This is a genomic window from Pseudomonas sp. PvP001 (genome assembly GCF_040546375.1).
Taxonomy (GTDB): Bacteria; Pseudomonadota; Gammaproteobacteria; order Pseudomonadales; family Pseudomonadaceae; genus Aquipseudomonas; species Aquipseudomonas coleopterorum.
In genome coordinates, this window is the sequence record NZ_JBEPNQ010000001.1 from 883,530 (window position 1) to 905,897 (window position 22,368).

Annotated in this window: 15 protein-coding genes, 1 tRNA gene and 1 pseudogene; 9 read left to right on the forward strand and 8 right to left on the reverse strand. The window is 64.1% G+C overall.

Features of this window, described 5'->3' with window-relative positions:
• Positions 1 to 175: 175 nt before the first annotated feature.
• The 5 genes and pseudogenes from ABMD26_RS22130 to ABMD26_RS04050 all read right to left on the reverse strand — a co-directional run bounded on the left by ABMD26_RS22130 (position 176) and on the right by ABMD26_RS04050 (position 7,595).
• Entirely contained in the window at positions 176 to 940 is a 765-nt protein-coding gene (locus ABMD26_RS22130) for a methyl-accepting chemotaxis protein (RefSeq protein ID WP_414704802.1), read from the reverse strand.
• A 93-nt stretch (positions 941 to 1,033) separates the two neighbouring features.
• Positions 1,034 to 2,011 (reverse strand): annotated as a pseudogene (locus tag ABMD26_RS22135) (HAMP domain-containing protein); the annotation flags it as partial.
• Between the two features lie 141 nt (positions 2,012 to 2,152).
• The gene (locus ABMD26_RS04040) at positions 2,153 to 4,729 is read right to left on the reverse strand and encodes a bifunctional diguanylate cyclase/phosphodiesterase (protein WP_320522221.1); all 2,577 of its coding nucleotides are present in this window, start codon (positions 4,727 to 4,729) and stop codon (positions 2,153 to 2,155) included.
• 497 nt (positions 4,730 to 5,226) lie between these two features.
• Positions 5,227 to 6,582, reverse strand: a complete 1,356-nt coding sequence (gene nhaA / locus ABMD26_RS04045) for a Na+/H+ antiporter NhaA (protein WP_354308177.1) — start codon at positions 6,580 to 6,582, stop codon at positions 5,227 to 5,229.
• 116 nt (positions 6,583 to 6,698) lie between these two features.
• Positions 6,699 to 7,595, reverse strand: coding sequence for a LysR family transcriptional regulator (locus ABMD26_RS04050; RefSeq protein ID WP_134721449.1), 897 nt, complete (start codon positions 7,593 to 7,595; stop codon positions 6,699 to 6,701).
• Positions 7,596 to 7,713: 118 nt separating this feature from the next.
• On the opposite strand from ABMD26_RS04050, the gene ABMD26_RS04055 reads away from it, so the two are divergent.
• From ABMD26_RS04055 to dctM, 8 genes are all read left to right on the forward strand, one after another.
• A complete protein-coding gene (locus ABMD26_RS04055) occupies positions 7,714 to 8,586 on the forward strand; it encodes an HTD2 family dehydratase (RefSeq protein WP_354308182.1) in 873 nt (290 codons plus the stop codon).
• 33 nt (positions 8,587 to 8,619) lie between these two features.
• A complete protein-coding gene (locus tag ABMD26_RS04060; RefSeq protein WP_049861337.1) occupies positions 8,620 to 9,783 on the forward strand; it encodes an acyl-CoA dehydrogenase family protein in 1,164 nt (387 codons plus the stop codon).
• Positions 9,784 to 9,793: 10 nt separating this feature from the next.
• The gene (locus ABMD26_RS04065) at positions 9,794 to 11,143 is read left to right on the forward strand and encodes an MmgE/PrpD family protein (RefSeq protein ID WP_134721451.1); all 1,350 of its coding nucleotides are present in this window, start codon (positions 9,794 to 9,796) and stop codon (positions 11,141 to 11,143) included.
• A 15-nt stretch (positions 11,144 to 11,158) separates the two neighbouring features.
• Positions 11,159 to 12,358: a CaiB/BaiF CoA transferase family protein gene (locus ABMD26_RS04070; RefSeq protein ID WP_122741758.1), complete on the forward strand. Its 1,200-nt coding sequence runs from the start codon at positions 11,159 to 11,161 to the stop codon at positions 12,356 to 12,358.
• Positions 12,359 to 12,394: 36 nt separating this feature from the next.
• The gene (locus ABMD26_RS04075) at positions 12,395 to 13,219 is read left to right on the forward strand and encodes an HpcH/HpaI aldolase/citrate lyase family protein (RefSeq protein WP_134721452.1); all 825 of its coding nucleotides are present in this window, start codon (positions 12,395 to 12,397) and stop codon (positions 13,217 to 13,219) included.
• A 174-nt stretch (positions 13,220 to 13,393) separates the two neighbouring features.
• Positions 13,394 to 14,392, forward strand: a complete 999-nt coding sequence (locus tag ABMD26_RS04080) for a TRAP transporter substrate-binding protein (protein WP_049861365.1) — start codon at positions 13,394 to 13,396, stop codon at positions 14,390 to 14,392.
• A gap of 103 nt (positions 14,393 to 14,495) precedes the next feature.
• A complete protein-coding gene (locus tag ABMD26_RS04085; RefSeq protein WP_354308195.1) occupies positions 14,496 to 15,128 on the forward strand; it encodes a TRAP transporter small permease in 633 nt (210 codons plus the stop codon).
• Complete coding sequence (dctM, locus tag ABMD26_RS04090) at positions 15,128 to 16,411, forward strand: C4-dicarboxylate TRAP transporter large permease protein DctM (protein ID WP_043187778.1); 1,284 nt, start codon at positions 15,128 to 15,130, stop codon at positions 16,409 to 16,411. Before ABMD26_RS04085 ends, dctM begins: the two co-directional genes overlap by 1 nt.
• Positions 16,412 to 16,455: 44 nt before the next feature.
• Here dctM and ABMD26_RS04095 read toward each other — a convergent pair whose 3' ends face one another.
• From ABMD26_RS04095 to ABMD26_RS04105, 3 genes are all read right to left on the reverse strand, one after another.
• Positions 16,456 to 17,691 carry a PrpF domain-containing protein gene (locus ABMD26_RS04095; protein ID WP_354308201.1) on the reverse strand — a complete coding sequence of 412 codons (1,236 nt, stop codon included), beginning with the start codon at positions 17,689 to 17,691 and terminating at the stop codon, positions 16,456 to 16,458.
• A 35-nt stretch (positions 17,692 to 17,726) separates the two neighbouring features.
• On the reverse strand, positions 17,727 to 20,648 hold the full coding sequence (locus tag ABMD26_RS04100) for a PAS domain-containing hybrid sensor histidine kinase/response regulator (protein ID WP_354308205.1): 2,922 nt from the start codon (positions 20,646 to 20,648) through the stop codon (positions 17,727 to 17,729).
• Positions 20,649 to 21,009: 361 nt separating this feature from the next.
• Positions 21,010 to 21,084, reverse strand: a tRNA-Gln gene (locus ABMD26_RS04105).
• A 248-nt stretch (positions 21,085 to 21,332) separates the two neighbouring features.
• Between ABMD26_RS04105 and yghU the strand changes: the two genes are divergently transcribed.
• Entirely contained in the window at positions 21,333 to 22,172 is an 840-nt protein-coding gene (gene yghU / locus ABMD26_RS04110) for a glutathione-dependent disulfide-bond oxidoreductase (RefSeq protein WP_354308209.1), read from the forward strand.
• Positions 22,173 to 22,368 lie beyond the last annotated feature (196 nt).

Below are 22,368 nucleotides of genomic sequence, written 5' to 3' on the forward strand. Positions count from 1 at the left end.
TCGTATGCCGTCCCAGACGCGTCACGCGGATGTGCGGAACGCGCATGCCGCCCCCGAGCCGCGTCCGGCCGCACCGCGCAATACCTGCCTGAACGCATGCCGCCCCCAAGGCACGCACAACCCCTGTAGCAGCGGCGCAAGCCGCGTCCGGCCGCACCGCGCAATACCTGCCGGATCAGATGCGGAACCCACCCACCAGCTGCTGCAATCGTGCGGCTTCCTGTTCCAGCGCCGTACAGGCGCTCAGGGTGGCCTCCAGGTTACTGACACCCTGCTGGTTGAGCAGGTTGATCTCGCTGATGTCCAGGTTCAACGTCTCGACCACCGCTGTCTGCTCTTCGGTCGCCGTGGCCACGGACTGGTTCTGGCCATCGATTTCACCGATGCGCTCGGTCACGGTGGTCAGGCGCACGCCGGCCTGCTCGGCGACCACCATGCTGTGGGCACTCTGCCGCTGGCTTTCCTGCATCAACGCCACGGCATCGCGCGACCCGCCCTGCAGCTCCTCGATCATCTGCTGAATCTGCTGCGCCGAGCTCTGCGTACGGCTGGCCAGTGAGCGCACCTCGTCGGCCACCACGGCAAACCCGCGCCCGGCTTCACCGGCGCGCGCCGCTTCGATGGCGGCATTGAGCGCCAGCAGATTGGTCTGTTCGGAAATCCCCCGAATCACGTCGAGGATCTGGCCGATATTGGCCGCCTTGCCGTCCAGCGCATCGATGTGCTCGCAGCTGCTGCCGATCTTCTGCGACAGCGCCTGCATCGCCTGCAGGGCCTCACCCAGCACGGTGCGACCTTCCTGGCTCTGCACACGCGCATCGCTGGCCTGCCCCGACGCATGCGCGGCGTTGCGCGCGATCTCTTCGGCGGCCGCGCCCAACTGGTTGATCGCCGCCGCCACGCTCTGGGTGCGCTGCGCCTGCACGTCGGACTGCTGCATCGACGACTGTGAAGACTCCAGCACCCGACGCGTGCCTTGGGTCAACTGCTGAGTGCTGTGCGCGACATCGCGAATCGAGCCATGGACACGTGCCACGAACGAGTTGAAGGCCGTGGCCAGCGCGCCGAATTCGTCGCGCGCCTCCACCGGCAGACGCCGGGTCAGATCCCCTTCGCCCTCGGCAATGTCGTCCATCGCGCGAGTGAGCTCGCGCAGCGGTCGCAGCAGGATCTGGATCAGCAATCCGAGCAAGGCGATGATCGCAACCACTGCCACCACCGTGGCGATGATCGCCAGATTGCGCGCCCGGGTCACCGGCGCATAGGCCTTGGCCTCGTCGATCGACAGCCCCAGGTACCATTTCACCGACGGCAGCCCTTCCACAGGGGTGAAGCTGACCAGCCGCTGCGTGCCATTCTGCGGCACCGAACTGAAACCCGGCGCCAGGTTCGGCGTGCCTTCGGTGAACACTTCGGGCAGGCGCTTGAGCACCTGTTCGGGATGACTGCTGACCAGTATCTTGCCTTCCGCATCCACCAGGAAAGCTTCGCCCAGGCCGCCGGCGTTGAGCGAGCTGATGATGGTGACCAGCGTCGACAGGTCCAGATCGCCGCCGACCACACCGGCCATGCGGCCATCACGCATCAACGGCGTGGCGATGGTGATGCCCAGCTTTTTCGACGAGGCCGACATATAGGGTTCGGTCACGATCATGCCACCGGCCTTGGCCGCCGCCGCATACCACGGCCGCTGGCGCGGATCGTAACCGGCCGGCAACGGGCCGTGGGGACGCTTGGTGTAGGTGCCATCGACCTCACCCAGGTAGGTGAGGTCGAAGTTGTCGGTGTACAGCTTCTGCTCGAGCAGACCGGTCAGGCCTTCTGCGCTGCGATCGCGGGCCAGGACCTGAGCCTGGCTGTCGATCAGCTTGATGCGCGCGTCGAGCCAATAGGCAACGTTGCCGGCCGTGACGCGACCGGTTTCGGTCAGCGACGCACGCAGGCTCTGGTCGATGGCCTGGCGTTGCAGGTAGGCATTGAAACCGGCGAAGGCGGCCAGGGCCGCCGTCACGACCAGAGCGGCGGCCAGCAGTATTTTATGGCTGAATTTCAGGTGTTTGATCAAGGGTCGAATACCGGCAGGAGAGAAGAAGCAGCGTCAACGGATACCGCCGTGCTATCGGCTCGCCTCTGTGCTTCTTGAATGACCCGCTCAGCCCGTTGGCAAACTGATGGAAAGCAGCAGCGCATCGAAGCTGGCACCCTCGAGCGGGCGGCTCAGGTAGTAGCCCTGGCCTTCGTCGCAGGCCACGGAGTCGAGCAACTTGAGATGTTCCAGGGTTTCCACACCTTCGGCGGTTACCGTCAGCGACAAGGCCCGGCCCAGGCCGATCACGGCCTCGATGATGGCCAGGTCCGTCTGGCTCTCGCCGAGTCGGCTGACGAAGCTGCGATCGATCTTGAGCCCATCGAAGGGAAAGGAGCGCAGATAGCTCAACGATGAGTAGCCGGTACCGAAATCATCCATGGTCAGGCGCACGCCCAGTGCCTTGAGGCTGCGCATCAGTATCAGGGCATTGTCGGCATCTTCCAGCATGACGCTTTCGGTGACCTCCAGCTCGAGCCTGTTCGCGGCCAGCCCAGAGCGCTGCAATGCCGCCTTGACCCGCTCGACCAACTGCCCGCTCTGAAACTCCCTGGACGATACGTTAACCGACACGAACAGCGTTTCGGGCCATTGGCTGGCCTGCCTGCACGCGGCGTCCATCACCCATTCGCCTACGGCAGTGATCAATCCCACCTCCTCGGCGATGGGTATGAACGCATCGGGGGCCAGCAGTCCGCGCTGAGGGTGTTGCCAGCGTACCAGGGCCTCGGCGCCGACCATGCGCCCGTCGGCGATGCGAAAGCGCGGCTGGTATTCCAGACGCAATTCGCCATGTTTGACCGCATAGCGCAGATCGCCTTCCAGGCGGCGACGCTCGACGATTCGCGCGTTCATGTCACAGTCATAGAAACGCCAGGTACCGCGCCCGCTGGCCTTGGCCTCGTACAGCGCGATGTCGGAATAGCGCAACAGCTCGGGCGCATGTGCAGCATCCCCCGGAGACACGGCGATGCCAATGCTGGCGCTGACATGAATTTCCTGCTCGTCGACATCGATCACTTGCTCGATCAAGTCGATCAGCCGTCGACACAAGGCTTCGATCTCCTGATGCCCGACCATGCCCGACACGACCATGACGAATTCGTCACCGCCGACCCGGGCGACGATGTCCTGGCTGCGCACACACTGCCTGATGCGGGCACCGATTTCGTGCAGCACCAGGTCGCCGGTGGCGTGTCCGAGCAGATCGTTGACGGGCTTGAAGCGATCCAGGTCGATGGTCAGCATCACCAGGGGCTGGCTGGCGGCCAGGGCATTTTCGAGGCGGCTTTCCAGATAGTCGCGCAACTGACTTCGATTGGGCAGGCCGGTGAGCACGTCGTGGCGCGAGAGGTACTCGACCCGTCGCCGGGCCTCGATCTCCTCGGTAACGTCGGTGGCGGTGCCGCGAAACCCTTGGGTACCGCTGGTGCGTGCGGCGATCCTGGCTGTGCGTTGCTGCAGGTGCTTGTCGACATAGCTGCATTCGGTGACCAGGTTGCTCTGCCCGACATTGCTGCGCAGCCGGTCCAGCAAGGTGCCGTCGGGCAGGTCCACGAGTTGGTCCAGCGAAGTTCCCAACCACTGCGCCTTGTCCAGCCCGGTGACGGCTTCGAAACGGTCGGACAAGTAGGTGAGGCGCCCCTCGCAGTCGGCCTCCCAGATCCAGTCGGAGCTGGCCTCGGCGACATCGCGAAAGCGTGACTCGCTCAGCGTCAGCGCCGCCTGGCTGGTGCGCAGCAGTTCGTGACTGCTGTCCAAGGCACGGGCCGCGCGGGTATTGCGGCGCAACATGACCCAGGTCATGCCGAAAATGATGAGCGTCGCCAGAATGATCAGCGGCAGCACCACAATGATCATCTGCCGCCCGGGCCGGGTGGCATCCCACTGCAGATCGAAGTGCGTCCCGTGCTCGCCCGTCAGTTCGGCGTGAGCGAACGCAGGGTCATCGGCCCGGCCCAGGCGTACTCCGCGCAATCCCATGTTGGCGCCCAGCTCTTCGAGGCGCCGCGGATCGAGTCGGTTGACCACGAGCATGACCGATGGCGGCCGGTCGTCGGCCTGCACGGTAGGGTCGGTACTGGGCGTGATGGCTGCTGCCACGACCAGCGCCGGCGTGCCGGCCAGGCTGGTCAGCGTTGTGAAGACCTTTTCGTCATCGGCGAGCGCGCGGGCTTCGGCCACCCATTCGTCGACGGAGCGCCCCAGCCACTGCGCCGCTGCCACGGTCTCGTAGCGGCCTTCGATCACCGCATAGACGGAGCGGCCGCTCGGGCCGATGACAAAAGCCGCTTCATAGCCAAAATCATCGTACAGCGCCGGGCCGAAGTTCTCCCGCACGAAGGCCCACTCCATGTCGACCTTCAGGTGCAGATGCCGATACGCCTCACCCCAGAACGAGTAATCCTTGATGGTCAGTTGCAGGAGTCGACGTTCGGCCTCGATGCTTTTCTGTATCAGTGACTGCCCTTGGGCCTGCTCTGTACGATCCAGGCCGTGGGCGAAATACAGTGACAGCGAGACCGCCAGTGCGAAGACCACGGCAAGGCTGGCGCAGAACGTGACCAACGACGCCTGTGCCAAGGAGGTACTGCTCGCTGGCTGTGCGCTGGATGCGGGAGAGATGAAGCTGGACTTGAGCATGAAGGGCCTGAAGAAGAGTACTGCGCAGCTGATACGGGGTGTATCGGCCGCCCTCGAGCTTCCATGAACACACGGGCGCTTCAGGACAAGCGCTTTCTGTGAACCTGCTCATTGTAGGCTCAGCCTTTCTGTGGACTCAGCCTTCCTGTGGGAGCAGCCTTCCTGTGGACTCAGCCTTCCTGTGGGAGCAGCCTTCCTGTGGACTCAGCCTTCCTGTGGGAGCAGCTTTTCTGTGGGAGCAGCTTTTCTGTGGGAGCAGCTTTTCTGTGGGAGCAGCTTTTCTGTGGGAGCAGCTTTTCTGTGGGAGCAGCTTTTCTGTGGGAGCAGCTTTTCTGTGGGAGCGGGCTCTGCCCGCGAAGGGTTCGCCGCTGAATCCTTCGCGGGCAGAGCCCGCTCCCACAAAGAGCCCGCTCCCACAAAGAGCCCACTCCCACAGAAAGAGGCCTGCCCCACAAAGAGCCTGCCCCCACAGAAAGAGGCCTATCCCACAAAGAGCCCTACCCCACCCGCCCCCTGCCGAACACCAGCTTGCCCCAGACCAGCCCCAGCACCGCCGCCACCGTGGAAGCCGCCAGTACGCTGAGCTTGGCCGAAGCCAGCAGGGTCGGGTCGGTGAAGGCCAGCGCGGCGATGAAGATCGACATGGTGAAACCGATCCCGGCGAGCAGGCCGACCAGCCCCACCCCACCCCAGGTCACGCCCTCGGGCAGCCTGCAGATGTTCAGTTTGACCAGCAGCAGACTGGCCAGCAGCACGCCCAGCGGCTTGCCCAGCACCAGGGCGATCATCACCCCGGCAAACACGTGCTGCGACATCGCATCGCTCAGGTTCGCCCCACCGAAGCTCACCCCGGCGTTGGCCAGGGCGAACAGCGGCATGACCCCGAAAGCGACCCACAGGTGCAGACCGACCTGAATCCGCTGCACCGGTGGCAGCACTTCGCGTTGCGCATCGCGCAGCTGCCTGAGCGGCTCGACCACCGCTTCTCGATTGTCGCTGCCCGGAGTGAAGCGCTCCATCAACTCGTTGAAGTTGCGGCGGATGACGTCCACCGGCCGCTCGGCCATCGGCTTGGAGTAGACCGGCGTCAACAAGCCCAGAATCACCCCGGCAAGGGTGGGATGAACGCCCGTCTTGAGCAGGCCGAACCAGACGATCGCCCCAGGCAGCACGTAGGCAGATGCCTTGCTGATGCCCATGCGCTGGAACACCAGCACCAGCAGCACACCGGCCACGGCCACCAGCAGGCCGAGGTAGTCGAGGCTGGCGGTGTAGAACACCGCGATGATCAGAATGGCCACGATGTCGTCGATGATCGCCAAGGCCAGCAGCAGAATCCGCACGCTGGCCGGGATCGACTTGCCCAGCAACGCCAGCACGCCCACCGCAAAGGCGATATCGGTTGCGGTCGGCACCGCCCAGCCGGCGCTGGCGGCGGTGCCATGGTTGAGCATGGTGTAGAGCAAGGCCGGCATCAGCACGCCGCCCAGCGCCGCGCCCAGGGGCAAGGTCGCCAGTTGCAGGTTGGCCAGGGCGCCGTCCTTGATTTCCTGGCGTATCTCCGCGCCCACCACCAGAAAGAAGATGGTCATCAGGCCATCGTTGACCAGAAAGTGCAGTGAGCGCGACACGCTGAAATCGCCCAGCCCCAGAGTGACCTGGGTGTGCCAGAAATGCTCGTAGGACTCGGCTGCCGGGCTGTTGGCCCAGACCAGCGCAGCGATGGCGGCAAGCAATAACACGATGCCGCTGACGGCCTCGATGTGGGAGAAGCGTTCAAGCGCCGCCAGGGCGCGCTCGGTGAGCTGTTGCGGGCGGGGAATGACAGGCACGGCCGGTTTGGTTTCGGACACGGGGAGTCTCCGTTGGCGGCCCGACCAACGCTGAACTTTAACCTGCGCCGTACCCTATGCAGCGGCGCACCCGCGGCGATGATAGAAAGCCTGGGGCCAAGTTGCAATGCGTCATCTCAATCCGGCGGTGGGGGCGGCATCAGGGTGGCGATCAGCGCGCGGACCGTGCCCGGCAGCGCCTCGAGTTCACGCACCAGAATGCTGCGTTCGCGCACTGCCCAGGGCTCGTCCAGTTCGATGGTCACCAGGCGCATGGTGCGGCTGTGCCGCAGGGCAGCCGATTCGGGAATGATGCCGATGCCCACGCCCGCCTCGACCATCCGGCAGATCGCTTCGAAGCTCGAAACCTGAATGCGCAGCGACAGCCCCTGACCGCTCCGCTCGACCTGTTCGCGCAGAAAGCTGAGCAAGGTGCTGCCCTCGTGCAGGCCAATGTGCTGGAACGCCAACGTCTGCTTGAAACCGATGCGCTTGCACCGGGCCAGCTCGTGCCCTAAGGGCACAGTGAGTACCAGCCGGTCGGTGCTGAAGTGCATCACCTGCAACCCCGCCGCCTCCACCGGCCCGGCGATGATGCCCATGTCGGTGCTGCCGTCGAGCACGCCACGCACGATGTCGCGCGACAGTCGCTCCTGCAGGTCGACACTGACACCAGGCCGTTGTGCAAGAAAACCGGCCAGCACTTCAGGCAGAAATTCCGTGACCGCCGTGGTGTTGGCAAAAATACGGATGTGCCCTGCCGAGTCGCCCCCCAGGTGGGTGAAATCAGCTTTCAGGTATTCGACCTGACGCATGATCAACCGCGCATGCACCAGCAGCTTCTGGCCCGCGGGCGTCAGTTCCACGCCACGGCTGTCGCGGTACAGCAAACGCGTCTCGAGCTGTTGCTCCAGCGCCTTGATCCGCGCGCTGGCAGCAGCCGGCGACAGGAACGCCCGGCGTGCGCCCTGGGTCAGGCTCGGCGATTCGCCGATGTGGATGAAAAGGCGCAGGTCAGCCAGGTCGAAATGCATGGTGGGATCCTACCGTCGGGCGTTCGGCAAATATGAACGCCGCCTTACGCAAATGCAAATTCACAGAATGCGTCGGGCCTCGCATCATCGCTGCACAACAACAACGCAGAGGCCGACCATGAGCGCTCCAGATTCAGCCATCGACTACAGTGCCTGGACGGGCCGCACCGAGCAGGCGCGCGATGTACTGAGCCAGAACATCGTCGAACGCATTGCCGCGACGTTCGGCGAGCCTGCGCCGAAAGACGGCGAGCCCCTGCCGCCCTTGTGGCAGTGGTGCTTCTTCCAGGCGCCGGTCGCGGAAAGTCGATTGGGCCCGGATGGGCATCCGCTGCGCGGCGGCTTTCTGCCCGCTGCGGATGACCGCAACCGCATGTGGGCCGGTGGCCGTCTCGAGTTCATCGAACCATTGACGGTCGGCTCTGCTGCCGAGCGTGTCTCCACCATCCTGCGCATCGAAGAAAAACACGGCCACACCGGCGCGTTGCTGTTCGTCACCGTACGCCACGACTACAGCCAGAACGGTCGCCTTTGCCTGCGCGAAGAGCAGGACATCGTCTACCGCGAGCCGAACCCGCCCAAGCTGACCAGTGACCCAGCGCCGGTTGCCGCGCAGTGGAGTGAAAGCGTGACGCCGACCCCGACCCTGCTGTTTCGCTACTCGGCCGTCACCTTCAATGGTCACCGGATCCATTACGACCACCCCTACGTGACCGGCACCGAAGGCTACGCCGGTCTGGTGGTGCATGGGCCGCTGATCGCCACACTGCTGCTGCGCAGTTTCATTCGCGCCAACCCCCAGGCGCGGGTGCGGCATTTCGCCTATCGAGGCGTGCGTCCCCTTACCGTACCCACCCCGTTCCAGCTCGGCGGCTGCCTGCTCGAACAGGGCAAGGCGCGCCTGTGGGCCGGCAACGAGGCCGGTGTCGCCCAGAGCGCCGATGTCGCTTTCGACACTGTCACTACCGGCTCGCCACAACCTGGCCAGTAACCGCTCACTCAACACCGACTCCGAGATCCGCACATGCCTGCCTATGACGAAGAAGACCTCAATGCCATCCGCGAAGGCGTTCGTGCCCTGTGCGCCGAATTCGACGCCGCCTACTGGCGCAAGATCGATGAAGAAAAGGGTTTTCCCGAAAGCTTCGTCAAGGCCCTGACCGATGCCGGCTGGCTCTCGGCGATGATCCCCAGCGAATACGGCGGCTCGGGCCTGGGCCTGGCCGAAGCCTCGGTGATCCTCGAGGAAGTCAACGCCTGCGGCGGCAACTCGGGGACCGTACACGGCCAGATGTACAACATGTTCACCCTGTTGCGTCACGGCAGCGAGGCGCAGAAGCGCCACTACCTGCCCAAACTGGCCAGCGGGGAACTGCGCCTGCAATCGATGGCCGTCACGGAGCCGACCACCGGTACCGACACCACCAAGATCAAGACCACCGCCGTGCGCCAGGGCGACAAGTACGTCATCAATGGCCAGAAGGTGTGGATCTCGCGGGTGCAGCATTCGGACCTGATGATTCTCCTGGCACGCACCACGCCGTTGGCCGAAGTCACGCGCAAATCCGAAGGCATGTCGATCTTTCTGGTCGATCTGCGCGAAGCCATCGGCAAGGGCCTGACCGTTCAGCCGATCGCCAACATGGTCAACCACGAGACCAACGAACTGTTCTTCGACAACCTCGAACTGCCTGCCGACAGCCTGATCGGCGAGGAAGGCAAGGGTTTCCGCTACATCCTCGACGGCCTCAACGCCGAGCGCACGCTGATCGCTGCCGAGTGTATCGGTGATGGTCGCTGGTTCATCGAAAAGGCCAGCGCCTACGCCCGCGACCGGGTCGTATTCGGCCGGCCGATCGGCCAGAACCAGGGCGTGCAGTTCCCCATTGCCGAGGCGCACATCGAAATCGAAGCGGCCGACCTGATGCGCTGGCGCGCCTGTGAGGAATACGACAGCGGCAAGAATGCCGGCGCCAGCGCCAACATGGCCAAGTACCTGGCTGCGAAAGCGTCGTGGGAGGCCGCCAATGCCTGCCTGCAGACCCATGGCGGCTTCGGTTTTGCCTGCGAATACGACGTCGAGCGCAAGTTTCGCGAAACCCGCCTGTACCAAGTGGCGCCGATTTCCACCAACCTGATCCTGTCCTACGTGGCCGAGCATCTGCTCGAACTGCCACGCAGTTTCTGAGGGCCTGTCCATGAATGCCACACAGCGCTTGGCCCGGTTTCTCGCCGACCTGCAATACGCCGACATTCCAGAGCCCGTTCTGGCCCGCTGCGAAGACCTGTTCCTGGACTGGGTCGGCTCGGCACTGGCCAGCCAGGGTGCCCATCCCATCCCCTTGTTCGAACGCTACGCGCAGCGCATGGGGCCCGGCGATGGCCCGGCGAGAATGCTGGTCAACGGTCGCGGTACTTCGCCCTACTTCGCCGCCTTGGTCAACGGCGCCGCGTCGCACCTGGTGGAGCAGGACGACCTGCACAACAGCTCGGTGCTGCATCCCGCCACGGTGGTGTTTTCCGCCGTGCTGGCCGCGGCGCAGGAGCGTGGCAAATCGGGGCGGGAGTTGCTCTTGGCGTCGGTGGCCGGCTACGAAGCGGGCATCCGCATCGGCGAGTTCATGGGCCGCTCCCATTATCGAATCTTCCACACCACCGCCACGGTGGGCACCCTGGCCGCCGCAGTCGCCGTGGGCAAACTGCTGGGGTTCGATCGCGAGCAGTTCATCAACCTGCTGGGCAATGCCGGCACCCAGGCGGCTGGGCTCTGGGAATTCCTGCGCGACGCCGCCGACTCCAAGCAGTTGCACACCGCCAAGGCCGCCGCCGATGGCTTGCTCGCCGCCTACATGACCGAAGAGGGCCTGACCGGAGCACGCAACATCCTGGAAGGCGAGCAGGGTCTGGCTGCCGGCATGTCCAGCGACGCCGACGCCAGCCGTCTGGACGATCGCCTGGGCAGCCGCTGGGCACTGGCGGAAACCTCGTTCAAGTTTCACGCCTCGTGCCGCCATACCCATCCGGCCGCCGATGCCCTCCTGCACTTGATGCAGCGTGAAGGGCTGCACCACGAGCAGATCGCCAAGGTGGTCACCCGCGTGCATCAGGGCGCCATCGATGTCCTGGGCCGAGTGGTCAAGCCCAGCACGGTACACCAGGCCAAATTCTCCATGGGCGCGGTGCTGGGCCTGATCGCCGTTCATGGCAGCGCACAGCTGATCGAATTCCGTGACCTGGCGCTGACGGATGCGGCAGTCGACGGCTTCCGCCAGAAAGTCAGCATGGAGCTGGACCCCGAGGTCGATGCGGCCTACCCCGCGCGCTGGCTGGGGCGAGTCATCGTCACCACCACTGACGGCCGTACCCTGAGCGCCGCCATCGACGAGCCCAAGGGCGACCCCGGCAATACCCTGTCGCGGCCCGAACTGGAAGCCAAGTTCCTGCGCCTGCTGGCCTTTTCCGGTGCACGCACACCGGCCGAAGGACAGGCGCTGATCGACCGCATCTGGCAATTGCGCGACGCCCAGACCATGACCGATTTGATCTGACCCACAGGTGACCCCATGACCGAGCTCAATCCGCGTCCGCTGGACGGCATCACCGTCATCAGCCTGGAACACGCCATCGCTGCACCCTTCTGCACCCGTCAATTGGCCGATCTGGGGGCCCGTGTGGTGAAAGTCGAACGCCCCGGCAGCGGCGACTTCGCCCGTGGTTACGACCAGCGAGTCGACGGCCTGGCCTCGCACTTCGTCTGGACCAATCGCTCCAAGGAGAGCCTGACACTGGATCTGAAACAAGCGGCCGCCGATGCCGTGCTGCACGGACTGCTGGCCAAGGCCGACGTGCTGGTACAGAACCTGGCGCCGGGTGCAGCGGCGCGCATGGGACTGTCGTTCGAAGCGCTGCACGCGCGTTACCCGCGCCTGATCGTCTGCGACATCTCCGGATACGGAGAAGGCGGTCCTTACGAGAAGAAAAAAGCCTACGACCTGCTGATCCAGAGCGAAGGCGGTTTCCTCTCCGTAACCGGCGGACCCGGCGAAGAGGAGCGGGCCAAGGCCGGCTGCTCGATCGCCGACATTGCCGCCGGCATGTACGCCTACACCGGGGTGCTCTCGGCACTGATGCTGCGCGACAAGACCGGCGTCGGCAGCCGCATCGACGTGTCGATGCTGGAAAGCCTGGTGGAATGGATGGGCTACCCGCTGTACTACGCCTACAACGGCGCGCCACCACCGGCCCGCGCCGGCGCGGCGCACTCGACCATCTACCCCTACGGCCCCTTCCCCACCGGCGAAGGTGGCACGGTGATGCTCGGCCTGCAGAACGAGCGCGAATGGGCGCTGTTCTGCGAGAAGGTACTGCTCGATCCGGCGCTGGCCGCCGACCCGCGTTTTTCCAGCAACTTCGAGCGCTCACGTCACCGCGATCAACTGCGGCAGATCATCGTCGACAGCTTTGCGACGCTGTCGGTCGAGCAGGTGCTGGAGCGCCTGGACACCGCGCAGATCGCCAACGCCCGGGTCAACGACATGGCTGGCGTCTGGGCGCATCCGCAACTGGCCGCGCGCGACCGTTGGCGCCAGGTGGACAGCCCGTCCGGCAAGCTCCCTGCCCTGCTGCCGCCGGCCAGCAACGCGGCGTTCGCACCGCGCATGGATGCGGTCCCCGACCTGGGCCAGCACACCGCAGGCATTCTTGACGAGCTGGGTTATTCAGCCGAACAGCAGACGCACATGGCGGCGGCCGGCGTGATCTGATCCGTCTGCCACCGCCTCCACCGGGAACCATGAACCATGCCGATACCTACCCTTCGCTCGGCTCTGTTCGTGCCGGGCAGCCGCCCCGAACGGTTCGCCAAAGCCTTGGCCGCAGGCGCCGATGCGGTGATCGTCGATTTCGAAGACGCCGTCGAAGAGGTCCTCAAGCGCCAGGCGCGGGAACATCTTGCCCAGTTTCTGCAGCAGACCGACACGGCCCGCGTATGGGTTCGGGTGAACGCCCCCGGGCATGCCGAACACGCCAGCGACCTGGCTTTCTGCGCCAGCCACCCAGGTGTCGTCGGGGTCGTGTTGCCCAAGGCCGAAACCTGCGCCCAGCTGACCACGGCGAGCCAGGCCGGCAAGCCGCTGTGGCCGATCATCGAAAGCGCCCGGGGTGTGCTGGCGCTGGAGTCCATCGCCAACGGCCCCGGCGTCGAGCGGCTGTGTTTCGGCAGCCTGGACCTGGCCCTGGACCTGGGCCTGAACAATGGCACGCCATCGGCAGAAGCCTTTCTCGACCAAAGCCGCATGAGCGTGCAGCTGCATTCGCGCGCTGCCAACCTGCTGCCGCCACTGGACGGGGTGTTTGCCGTCCTTGATGACACGCCGGGGTTGCAGCGCGCCATCGAGCACGCGCGCAACCTGGGCTACGGCGGCGCACTGTGCATCCATCCGCGTCAGGTGGCGGTGATTCATGCGGCCCTGGCGCCCAGCGTCCAGGATCTGGAATGGGCCCGTGCCGTACTGGCGGCCAGCACCGCCGCCGGGGGTGCGGGCGCTTTCCGGTTCGACGGCCAGATGGTCGATGCGCCGGTGTTGCAGCGCGCCAGGCGTTTGCTCGACGCCCCGCAGGGCTAGGCCTGTACTGAAGCGTTCGGTAATGCCGAACGCCGGCTTACGCAAATACAGATTTTCGGCACGGCGTCGATTGAGCCATCCTCAAACTGAAAAACGCCTACGCTGCAAAGGGCCGGTTGGTTCGGTAAAACCGCCCTGAATGGATTGTCCTACAACAATAACAAGGTGATCTCCATGTTCAAGCTGACCCAGGCGCTGCTGTGCGCCGCCGCCGTTTCGATGGCAACCCTGGCCCAGGCCGCCGATCCCGTCGTCATCAAGTTCGCCCATGTGGTGGCGGAGAACACGCCCAAAGGCCAGGGCGCGCTGATGTTCCAGAAACTGGTGGCCGCCGATCCCAAGCTCAAGGACAAGGTGAAGGTGGAGGTCTATCCCAACTCCTCGCTGTTCGGCGATGGCAAGGAGATGGAGGCGCTGCTGTTGGGCGACGTGCAGATGCTTGCGCCATCACTGGCCAAGTTCGAGCATTACACCAAGCAGGTGCAGATCTTCGACCTGCCATTCCTGTTCGATGACCTTGCCGCAGTCGACCGTTTCCAGCAAGGGCCCCAGGGCAAGGCGCTGCTGACCTCCATGGACGACAAGGGCATCCACGGTCTGGCCTACTGGCACAACGGCCTCAAGCAGCTGTCGGCGAACAAGAAGGTCATCCTGCCCAAGGATGCCCGTGGCCTGAAATTCCGCGTCCAGGCGTCGAGCGTACTCGAAGAGCAATTCAAGGCGATACGTGCCAACCCCCGCAAGATGAGCTTCGCCGAGGTCTATCAGGGCCTGCAGACGGGCACGGTGAATGGCACCGAGAACACCTGGTCCAACTACGAGAGCCAGAAGGTCCACGAAGTGCAGCCCTTTTTCACCGAGACCAACCACGGCCTGATCGACTACATGGTCATCACCAATTCCAAGTTCTGGAACGGCCTGCCCGACGATGTCCGTGGCGAGCTGCAAACGCTGATGGACCAGGTCACCGTCGAGGTCAACAAGCAAGCCGAAGCGCTGAACCAGACCGCGCGGCAGAAGATCATCGACGCCAAGACCAGCGAGATCGACCCACTCACTGCCGAGCAACGCCAGCAATGGCGCGAAGCGATGCGCCCGGTGTGGGACAAGTTCTCCGAGCAGATCGGCCCCGACCTGATCAAGGCCGCCGAAGCCTCCAACAAAGCCTCGTGAGGGGCTGACCCGTCCCCTGCACTGGCTTGGCTACGGCCGCCAGTGAAGCATGCGCGGCTGCCCGCTCGCCGGCGGCCGCTTTCTCGACGCTCGGAGAATTCCTATGCAATCGCTCAGGCAAGTCTGGGAGCACTTCGAGGAAGGCATGATCGCCTTCCTGCTGGCTGCCATGACGCTGGTGACGTTCGTCTACGTCGCGCTGAACAACCTCTACACGATGTTCTACACCCTCAGCGACAAATGGGCGTGGAGCAGCGACCTGTTCGCCGGCATCGGCGACCACCTGATGGGCTATGCCCAGGAAATGACCTGGAGCATCGCCTTGACCAAGGCGCTGTTCGGCTGGTTGATCTTCTTCGGTATCGCCTACGGCGTGCGTACCGCAGGCCACTTGGGAGTCGACGTGCTGGTGAAGAAAACCAGCAAGCCTGCGCAGCGCACTCTGGCGATGATCGCCTGCGGCTGCTGCCTGGTGTACGCCGGCCTGTTTCTGATCGCCAGCATCAAGTGGGTGTCGGCGGTGCTGGTCGCCGGCATCGGCGCCGAGGACCTGGATCGCTACGGCATCCAGATCGGCCATATCGCACTCATCGTGCCGATCGGCTTCGCCCTGATCATCGCCCGCTACCTGGAAATCATGTACCGCATCTATACCCATCGGCAGACCGGACTGGGCCTGGCCGACGAAGCGGCAGAAGCCAGCAAACTGGCCAACCCTGGCGAGGAGCACCGCTGATGACCGTTATCTGTCTGTTCCTGCTGCTGTTCGTGTTCATGTTTCTGGGCGTGCCCATCGCTATCTCCCTGGGCCTCTCCGGCGCGGTATCCATTCTGCTGTTCAGTCAGGACTCGCTGAGTTCGCTGGCGATCAAGTTGTTCGAGACCTCGGACAGCTACACCTTTCTGGCGATTCCGTTCTTCCTCTTGTCCGGCGCCTTCATGACCACCGGGGGCGTCGCGCAACGGCTGATCGATTTCGCCAACGCCTGCGTCGGCCACATTCGCGGGGGCCTGGCGATTGCCGCGGTGCTGGCGTGCATGCTGTTCGCCGCCCTGTCCGGCTCCTCGCCAGCCACCGTCGCAGCAGTCGGCTCGATTGCCGTGGCCGGCATGGTGCGCTCCGGCTACCCCCGCGAATTCGGCGCCGGCATCATCTGCAACGCCGGTACCCTGGGCATTCTCATCCCGCCCTCGATCGTGATGGTAGTGTATTCGGCGGCGACCGAAACCTCAGTCGGCAAGCTGTTCATGGCCGGTGTGATTCCGGGCATCCTGCTGGGCGTGATCCTGATGGTGGTGATCTACATCGTCGCCCGGATCAAGAAACTCCCAGCCCAGCCACGCGCTACCTTCCGTGAATGGCTGACCACCGCACGCCGCGCCTTCTGGGGCCTGCTGTTGCTGGTGATCATTCTGGGCGGCATCTACAGCGGCATGTTCACCCCCACCGAAGCGGCCGCCGTGGCGGCGGTCTATTCGGCGTTCATCGCCCTGTTCGTGTACAAGGACATGCGTCTGGCCGAGTGCCCGAAAGTGCTGCTCGAATCCGGCCGCCTGACCATCATGCTGCTGTTCATCATCGCCAACGCCATGCTCTTCGCCCACGTGCTGACCACCGAACAGATTCCCCAGCAGATCACCAACTGGGTGCTGTCGGAAGGACTGACGCCGCTGGGCTTCTTGATCATGGTCAACATCGTGCTGCTGGTGGCCGGCAGCTTCATGGAGCCCTCGGCGATCATCCTGATCCTGGCACCGATCTTCTTCCCGATCGCCATGGAGCTGGGTATCGACCCGATTCACCTGGGCATCGTCATGGTGGTCAACATGGAGATTGGCCTGGTGCACCCGCCAGTGGGCCTGAACCTGTTCGTCACCTCCGCGGTCACCGGCCTGACCCTGGGTCAGACCATCCGCGCGGCCCTGCCGTGGCTGTCGATCCTGCTGATGTTTCTGCTGCTGGTCACCTACGTGCCGTTTCTTTCCCTGGCTTTGCCCAACTGGCTGGGCATGCCGTAACGGCCCGGGCCCACCGAGCCGCTCTGGAGTTCGGTGGGCCAGGATCAGGAACCGAGCAGTGCGCTCCGCAATTCGCTGGAAGCAGCATAAAGCGGCACATGACCACGCATCAGAATCTGCGTACTGCGGCGGTAGGCCGCACTGCGGATCTGCAGTTGCCCATCGGTCAGCGCCGCGACCACCGTGGTGTCCAGGCGCCCGGCGGGGTTTTCGATGCTGACGTGGATGTCCGCGAATGTCGCTCCGGGAGCGGCGATGTCACGGGCTACCTGGTGCGCGGTGGTGCCTGGGATCAGGCATGCTGCTGCCAGGCAGCAGCCGCCGGACACCGCCATGGAGGCATGACCGGTCTGCGGGGTGAAGTAGCGTACGGCGATATGACCGCCCTCGCGCGGCGCGCCGACGATGCAGATCTTGGGGATGGTTTCGCTGCGCGCCAGCTCGTCGCGGGTCATGGGCACACCGTCCTTGCGGCGCAGCCCCATTTTCAATCCGGCCTCGGTCCACAGTGTGCGCAAGGTAGCCATGAAGGCCGCATCCGCCACGAGCGATGCGACGGGTTCGTGCCCGGTCTTGCCCAGGCTGCGCGCATCGACGATGACCATCGGCACCGCCACATCGACGCAGGACACCTCGATGCCAGCCACGTGGTCGATGACCGCGCCGGTCGGCAGCAAGGCACCGGTCTTGTTGCCGACCGGCGCCTGGAGAAACAGGTCCACGGCGGGGTAGTCACCCATCACGCCAGGAATCTGCGCCTTGACGAAATGCCCCTGCTCGTCGCACTGCATGCGCGCCGTCGTGACCACGCCTGTGTTGGTGTTGCGGATATCGACTTCGCACAAGCCGCCGACCGGAGCCTGGAGCAGACCGACATCCAGCGCCCACAACAGCAGCGCGCTGGACATGTTGCCGCAATTCACGCTCCAGTCGATCTCGGCATGGTCACTGGCCAGTTGCGCCAGGGTGCTGACCAGACGCAGCTGGCCGTCCACGCGTTCGGTGCTCATCACGAACACCTTGTTACTGGTCGCCGGACCGCGGCCCAGACCGGTGATCTGCCGGTTGCCGGGATGGCTGCCTGCCGTGGGCACTCCCATCAACTGGCGCAGCAGTTGCTCACGCAGAACCGTCTCGGTCGGCAGCAACGGCTCCCAAAGGACTACACCGGTTGAGGTACCGCCGCGCATGTAATGCACCGGCACCTCGACCGAGCCGAGTCGGCGTTGGGAGCGCCAGCCCGGCACAAGTCCAAAGCTGTTAGAGGTGACATCGTTCATCGGCTACTCCTGTGAGTCGGGCAGCACCGCAGGGCTCAGGGACTCATCAGCTCGCGGACCCTGGACGCCAGCGTGTCCATGGCGAACGGCTTGGTCAACACCTGCATGTCGGGCCCCAGGTAACCATTGCCGATCGCTGCGTTTTCCGCATAGCCGGTGATGAACAGCACCTTGAGCTCAGGCCGCACCTCACGCCCGGCGTCGGCCATCTGCCGACCGTTCATGCCGCCGGGCAACCCGACGTCGGTGATGAGCAGATCGATGCGTACGTCCGATTGCAGCAGCTTGAGGCCTGCCAGGCTGTCGGCCGCCTCGATCAAGGTGTAGCCCAGATCGCCCAGCACGTCGGTCAAGAGCATGCGCACGGTCGGTTCGTCGTCGACGATCAGGATGGTCTCCCCGGCATGTGCTGCGGCGGCCAGGGATTCGCGGGTTTCCGGTATCTCGTCATCGACTTCGCCGTAATAGCGCGGCAGGTAGATGCGCAAGGTGGTGCCCTCGCCCACCTCCGAATAGATCCGCACCTGGCCGCCCGACTGCTTGGCGAAGCCGTAGATCATCGACAAGCCTAGTCCGGTGCCCTGACCGATGGGCTTGGTGGTGAAGAACGGGTCGAATGCCTTGGCAATGACGTCCGGCGCCATACCGGTGCCGGTGTCGGTGACACTGACCGACAGGTACTGACCTTCGGGTATGTCGTAACTGCGCGCGGCCTCGCGATCCATCCAGCGGTTGGCGGTCTCGATGGTGATGCGCCCGCCGTTGGGCATGGCATCGCGGGCATTGATGCACAGGTTGAGCAAGGCGTTTTCCAGCTGGCTGACATCCACCAGCGTGGGCCACAGATTGGTCGCGCCGACCGTTTCCACGCGAATGCTGGGGCCTACCGTGCGCTGAATCAGCTCGGTCATGCCTTCCATCAGCGCATTGACATCGGTGGGCCGTGGATCGAGGGTCTGGCGTCGGGAAAACGCCAGCAACCGGTGCGTCAGCGCCGCAGCGCGCTTGGCCGCGCCCTGTGCGGTGCTGATGTACTTGTCGGTTTCCATCCAGCGGCCCTGGGCGATGCGCGTGCTCATCAGCTCGAGCGCACCGGAAATGCCGGCCAGCAGGTTGTTGAAGTCATGGGCCAGGCCGCCGGTGAGCTGCCCGACCGCTTCCATCTTCTGCGACTGGCGCAGTTTCTCTTCGGCCTGAATCAGCTTGACCGTGCGCTCGGTCACGCGCTGTTCCAGGGTATCGTTGAGAGCACGCAGCGCAGACAGGGCGCGATCGCGCTCGGCCTCGACCGAGCGCCGCGCCTCGACGTCGATGAGCACCCCTGGAAAACGCAGCGGTTTGCCTTCGGCGTCGTTCTCGACACGGCCGTTGGCCTCGATCCAGTAATAGTGGCCGTCGGCCCGGCGAACGCGATACTGATGGGAATAACTGCCGCCACGCTGGATCACTTCGCTGATCGCGGCACTCAGGCCTTCGCGATCGTCGGGATGCACGGTCGCCACGATCGTTTCCAGGCTCAAGCCTTCACGGCCCAGCGCCGGATCCAGCCCGAACGCCAGGGCAAAGCCTTCGTCGACCGCGAAGCGATCGGTCGGCAGGTGCCAATGCCAGGTGCCGATGATGGCCCCTGCAGCCAGGGCCAGTTGCACCCGTTCGATGTTTTCCCGCGCCACGGCTTCACTGGTGCGCAGACGATCCTCGGCATTGCGTCGGGCGGTGACGTCGCTGAAGATCACCGCGATCTTGCGTTCTTCGGGAAGGCCGACTTTCACGGCTCGCACATCGAACCAGCGTTTGAACGCTTCGGCATAGTTCTCGAAAGTAGCCGGCTCGCCGGTCTTGGCCACATGGCCATAGGTGTCGAACCAGAACTGCTCCAGGTCCGGGGCGAACTCGGTCACCCAACGCCCGCGCAGGTTGACACCGGCCTGGCGTTCGAAGGCCGGGTTGGCTTCGATGAAGCAGTAGTCGATGGGCCGATCTTCGGCGTCGAACTTAACCTCGACGATGGCGAACGCCGATTCGATGTTCTCCAGGATCTTGCGAAAACGTTCCTCGCTCTGCCGCAGCGCGCTCTCGGCGTTGCGCACGCGGGTCAGGTCGAGCATCGCGCCGATCATCCGCACCGCCCGCCCTTCGGCATTGCGAATGACGTGCCCACGGTCGAGCACTTCGGCGAACGAGCCGTCGTGACGCTGAAACCGATATTCGCCGGACCAGGCCGATTGGCTGCCGTCGATCACGGCATGAATGGACTCGTAGACGCCCACGCGATCGTCAGGGTGAATATGCCCGATCCACCAGTCACCGGTCGGTTCGACCGACGCCAGAGGATGGCCGTAGGCCTGCTCGAGCGCCTCGTTCCACACCACTTGGTTGCCGCTCAGGTCCCAGTCCCAGATGGCATCGTTGGTGGCCTTGACGGCCAGGCGGTAGCGTTCCTGGGTTTCCTTTATGGCCAGGCCGGCCAGGTGCTCGTTGGTACGGTCGCGCAGAATCTTGACGAAGCCCAGGTGCAGGCCGTCGTCATACAGCGGCATCATCTCGCCAGATGCCCAGAAGCGCTGGCCATCCTTGCGCAGATGCCAGCGCTCGTCATTGGCACGCCCGTCACGCAGCGCCAGGCGCATTTCCAGGGCCAGCCGGCCCTGCTCGCGGTCTTCGGGCGTGAAAAACGGTTCGGCGCTGCGGCCGCACATCTCATCCGAGGTCCAACCCATGACGTGGGTCGCCCCCATGTTCCAGTCGGTCACGATGCCTTGGGTATCGATCACCACCATCGCAAAATCGATGGAGCTGTCGAATACGGCGCGCTGGCGAGCCTCGTCGGTCACATGCGGGGAACGGCTGGGCTTATCGAGGGCGGCCTCGGGCGCAGGCGATCGGGCCAAGGCCTGCAACTGGCTCAGCACAACATGAGTGTGTGGATCGTGCAGGTCGAAACCGGCTTCTTCCATTACTTTGCGCAGGCGCTCGACCTGGAATGCGCGAGCTGCAACTGTCGTGTCGTTCAGAACGCCTCCAACTACCTTATACTCCAACTACCTTATAAAGGTGCCATTGACCCAATGCATTGCTACGTGTGTGTGTTAGGCAGTGACCTGGCAGCGGGGTTCCCGAACGCGCGCGGCGTCAAGGGTGTCCGGTGGTTCACGTGAAACGACTTGCAGACAGCGCCACACCTTGAACAGGCCACGTATCCTGAAAGCGAGACGAGCGTGTACAGCGGGTGGAGAAATCATGTGCGAACAGGAAGGTGAAGCAGAAGGTGCACGTCATGTGCCGGGTTCATGTGCAGTGTCGATATGACGTGGATAATGGCAGGGGCGGCTGGATTCGAACCAACGCATGGCAGGATCAAAACCTGCTGCCTTACCGCTTGGCGACGCCCCTGTATCCGGTGCGAGAAAGCCAGTTGCTGGCCTCTGCATGAACGAGCGGGAATTTATCAGGTTTCTTTCGCGCAGGAAACCCCAATTGCAATAAATATTCTTCAAAAACAGCCGGTTGCTTTCCGGCGTCACTGTACCCGGCTTCAAACGGTGCAGGGATGAACTGTACGCGCCTGTGCCAAGTCCTATCTTCATCGCCCACTTGCCACGCCCGGCGTGCATCTTCAACCCTATCAGGAGGCATACTTCATGAGCCCTACCCCCTACGTTCCACCCAAGGTCTGGAAAAACGACGCGGAATCAGGCGGCCAGTTTTCCAAGACCAACCGCCCGACCGCTGGCGCTACCCATGAGCAGACCCTGCCCGTGGGCAAGCACCCGTTCCAGCTGTATTCCCTGGCGACCCCCAACGGCGTCAAGGTGAGCATCATGCTCGAAGAGCTGCTGGAACTGGGCCACGCCGATGCCGAATACGACGCCTGGCCGATTCGCATCGGCGAAGGCGATCAATTCTCCAGCGGGTTCGTCGAGATCAATCCGAACTCGAAGATCCCGGCGCTGGTGGATCACAGTGAAGGTGCCGGCGTGCGGGTGTTCGAGTCAGGCTCCATCCTGATCTACCTGGCGCAGAGGTTCGGCGAGTTCCTGCCCACCGATGTGGCAGCACGCACTGAAGCCATGAACTGGCTGTTCTGGCAGATGGGCGCAGCCCCCTATCTGGGTGGCGGCTTCGGGCACTTCTATGCCTATGCGCCGGAGAAGCTGGAGTACCCGATCAACCGTTTCACCATGGAAGCCAAGCGTCAGCTGGATGTACTGGACAAGCGACTGGCCGAGACACGTTTCATAGCCGGCGACGAATACACCGTGGCCGACATTGCGATCTGGCCGTGGTATGGGCAGCTGGTGCGCGGCAATCTGTACGAAGCAGCGCAATTCCTGGCGGTTGACGAGTATCCTCACCTGCAGCGCTGGGCTGAAGAGATCGCCCAACGTCCCGCCGTGCAGCGCGGTCAACGCGTCAATCGCACCTGGGGCGATGAAGCGACCCGAGTCCCCGAACGCCATAGCGCCGCCGACTTCAAATAACCCCGTCCCGGCTTGCACCGCCCCTGTAGCAGCGGCGCAAGCCGCGTCCGGCCCCACCGCAATACATCTGACACTGCGCATACGACGCCGACGCGGCTTGCTTATCCCCTGTAGCAGCGGCGCAAGCCGCGTCCGGCCTCGCCGCAATACGCCTGACACTCCACGTATAACGCGGACGCGGCTTGCGCCGCTGCTA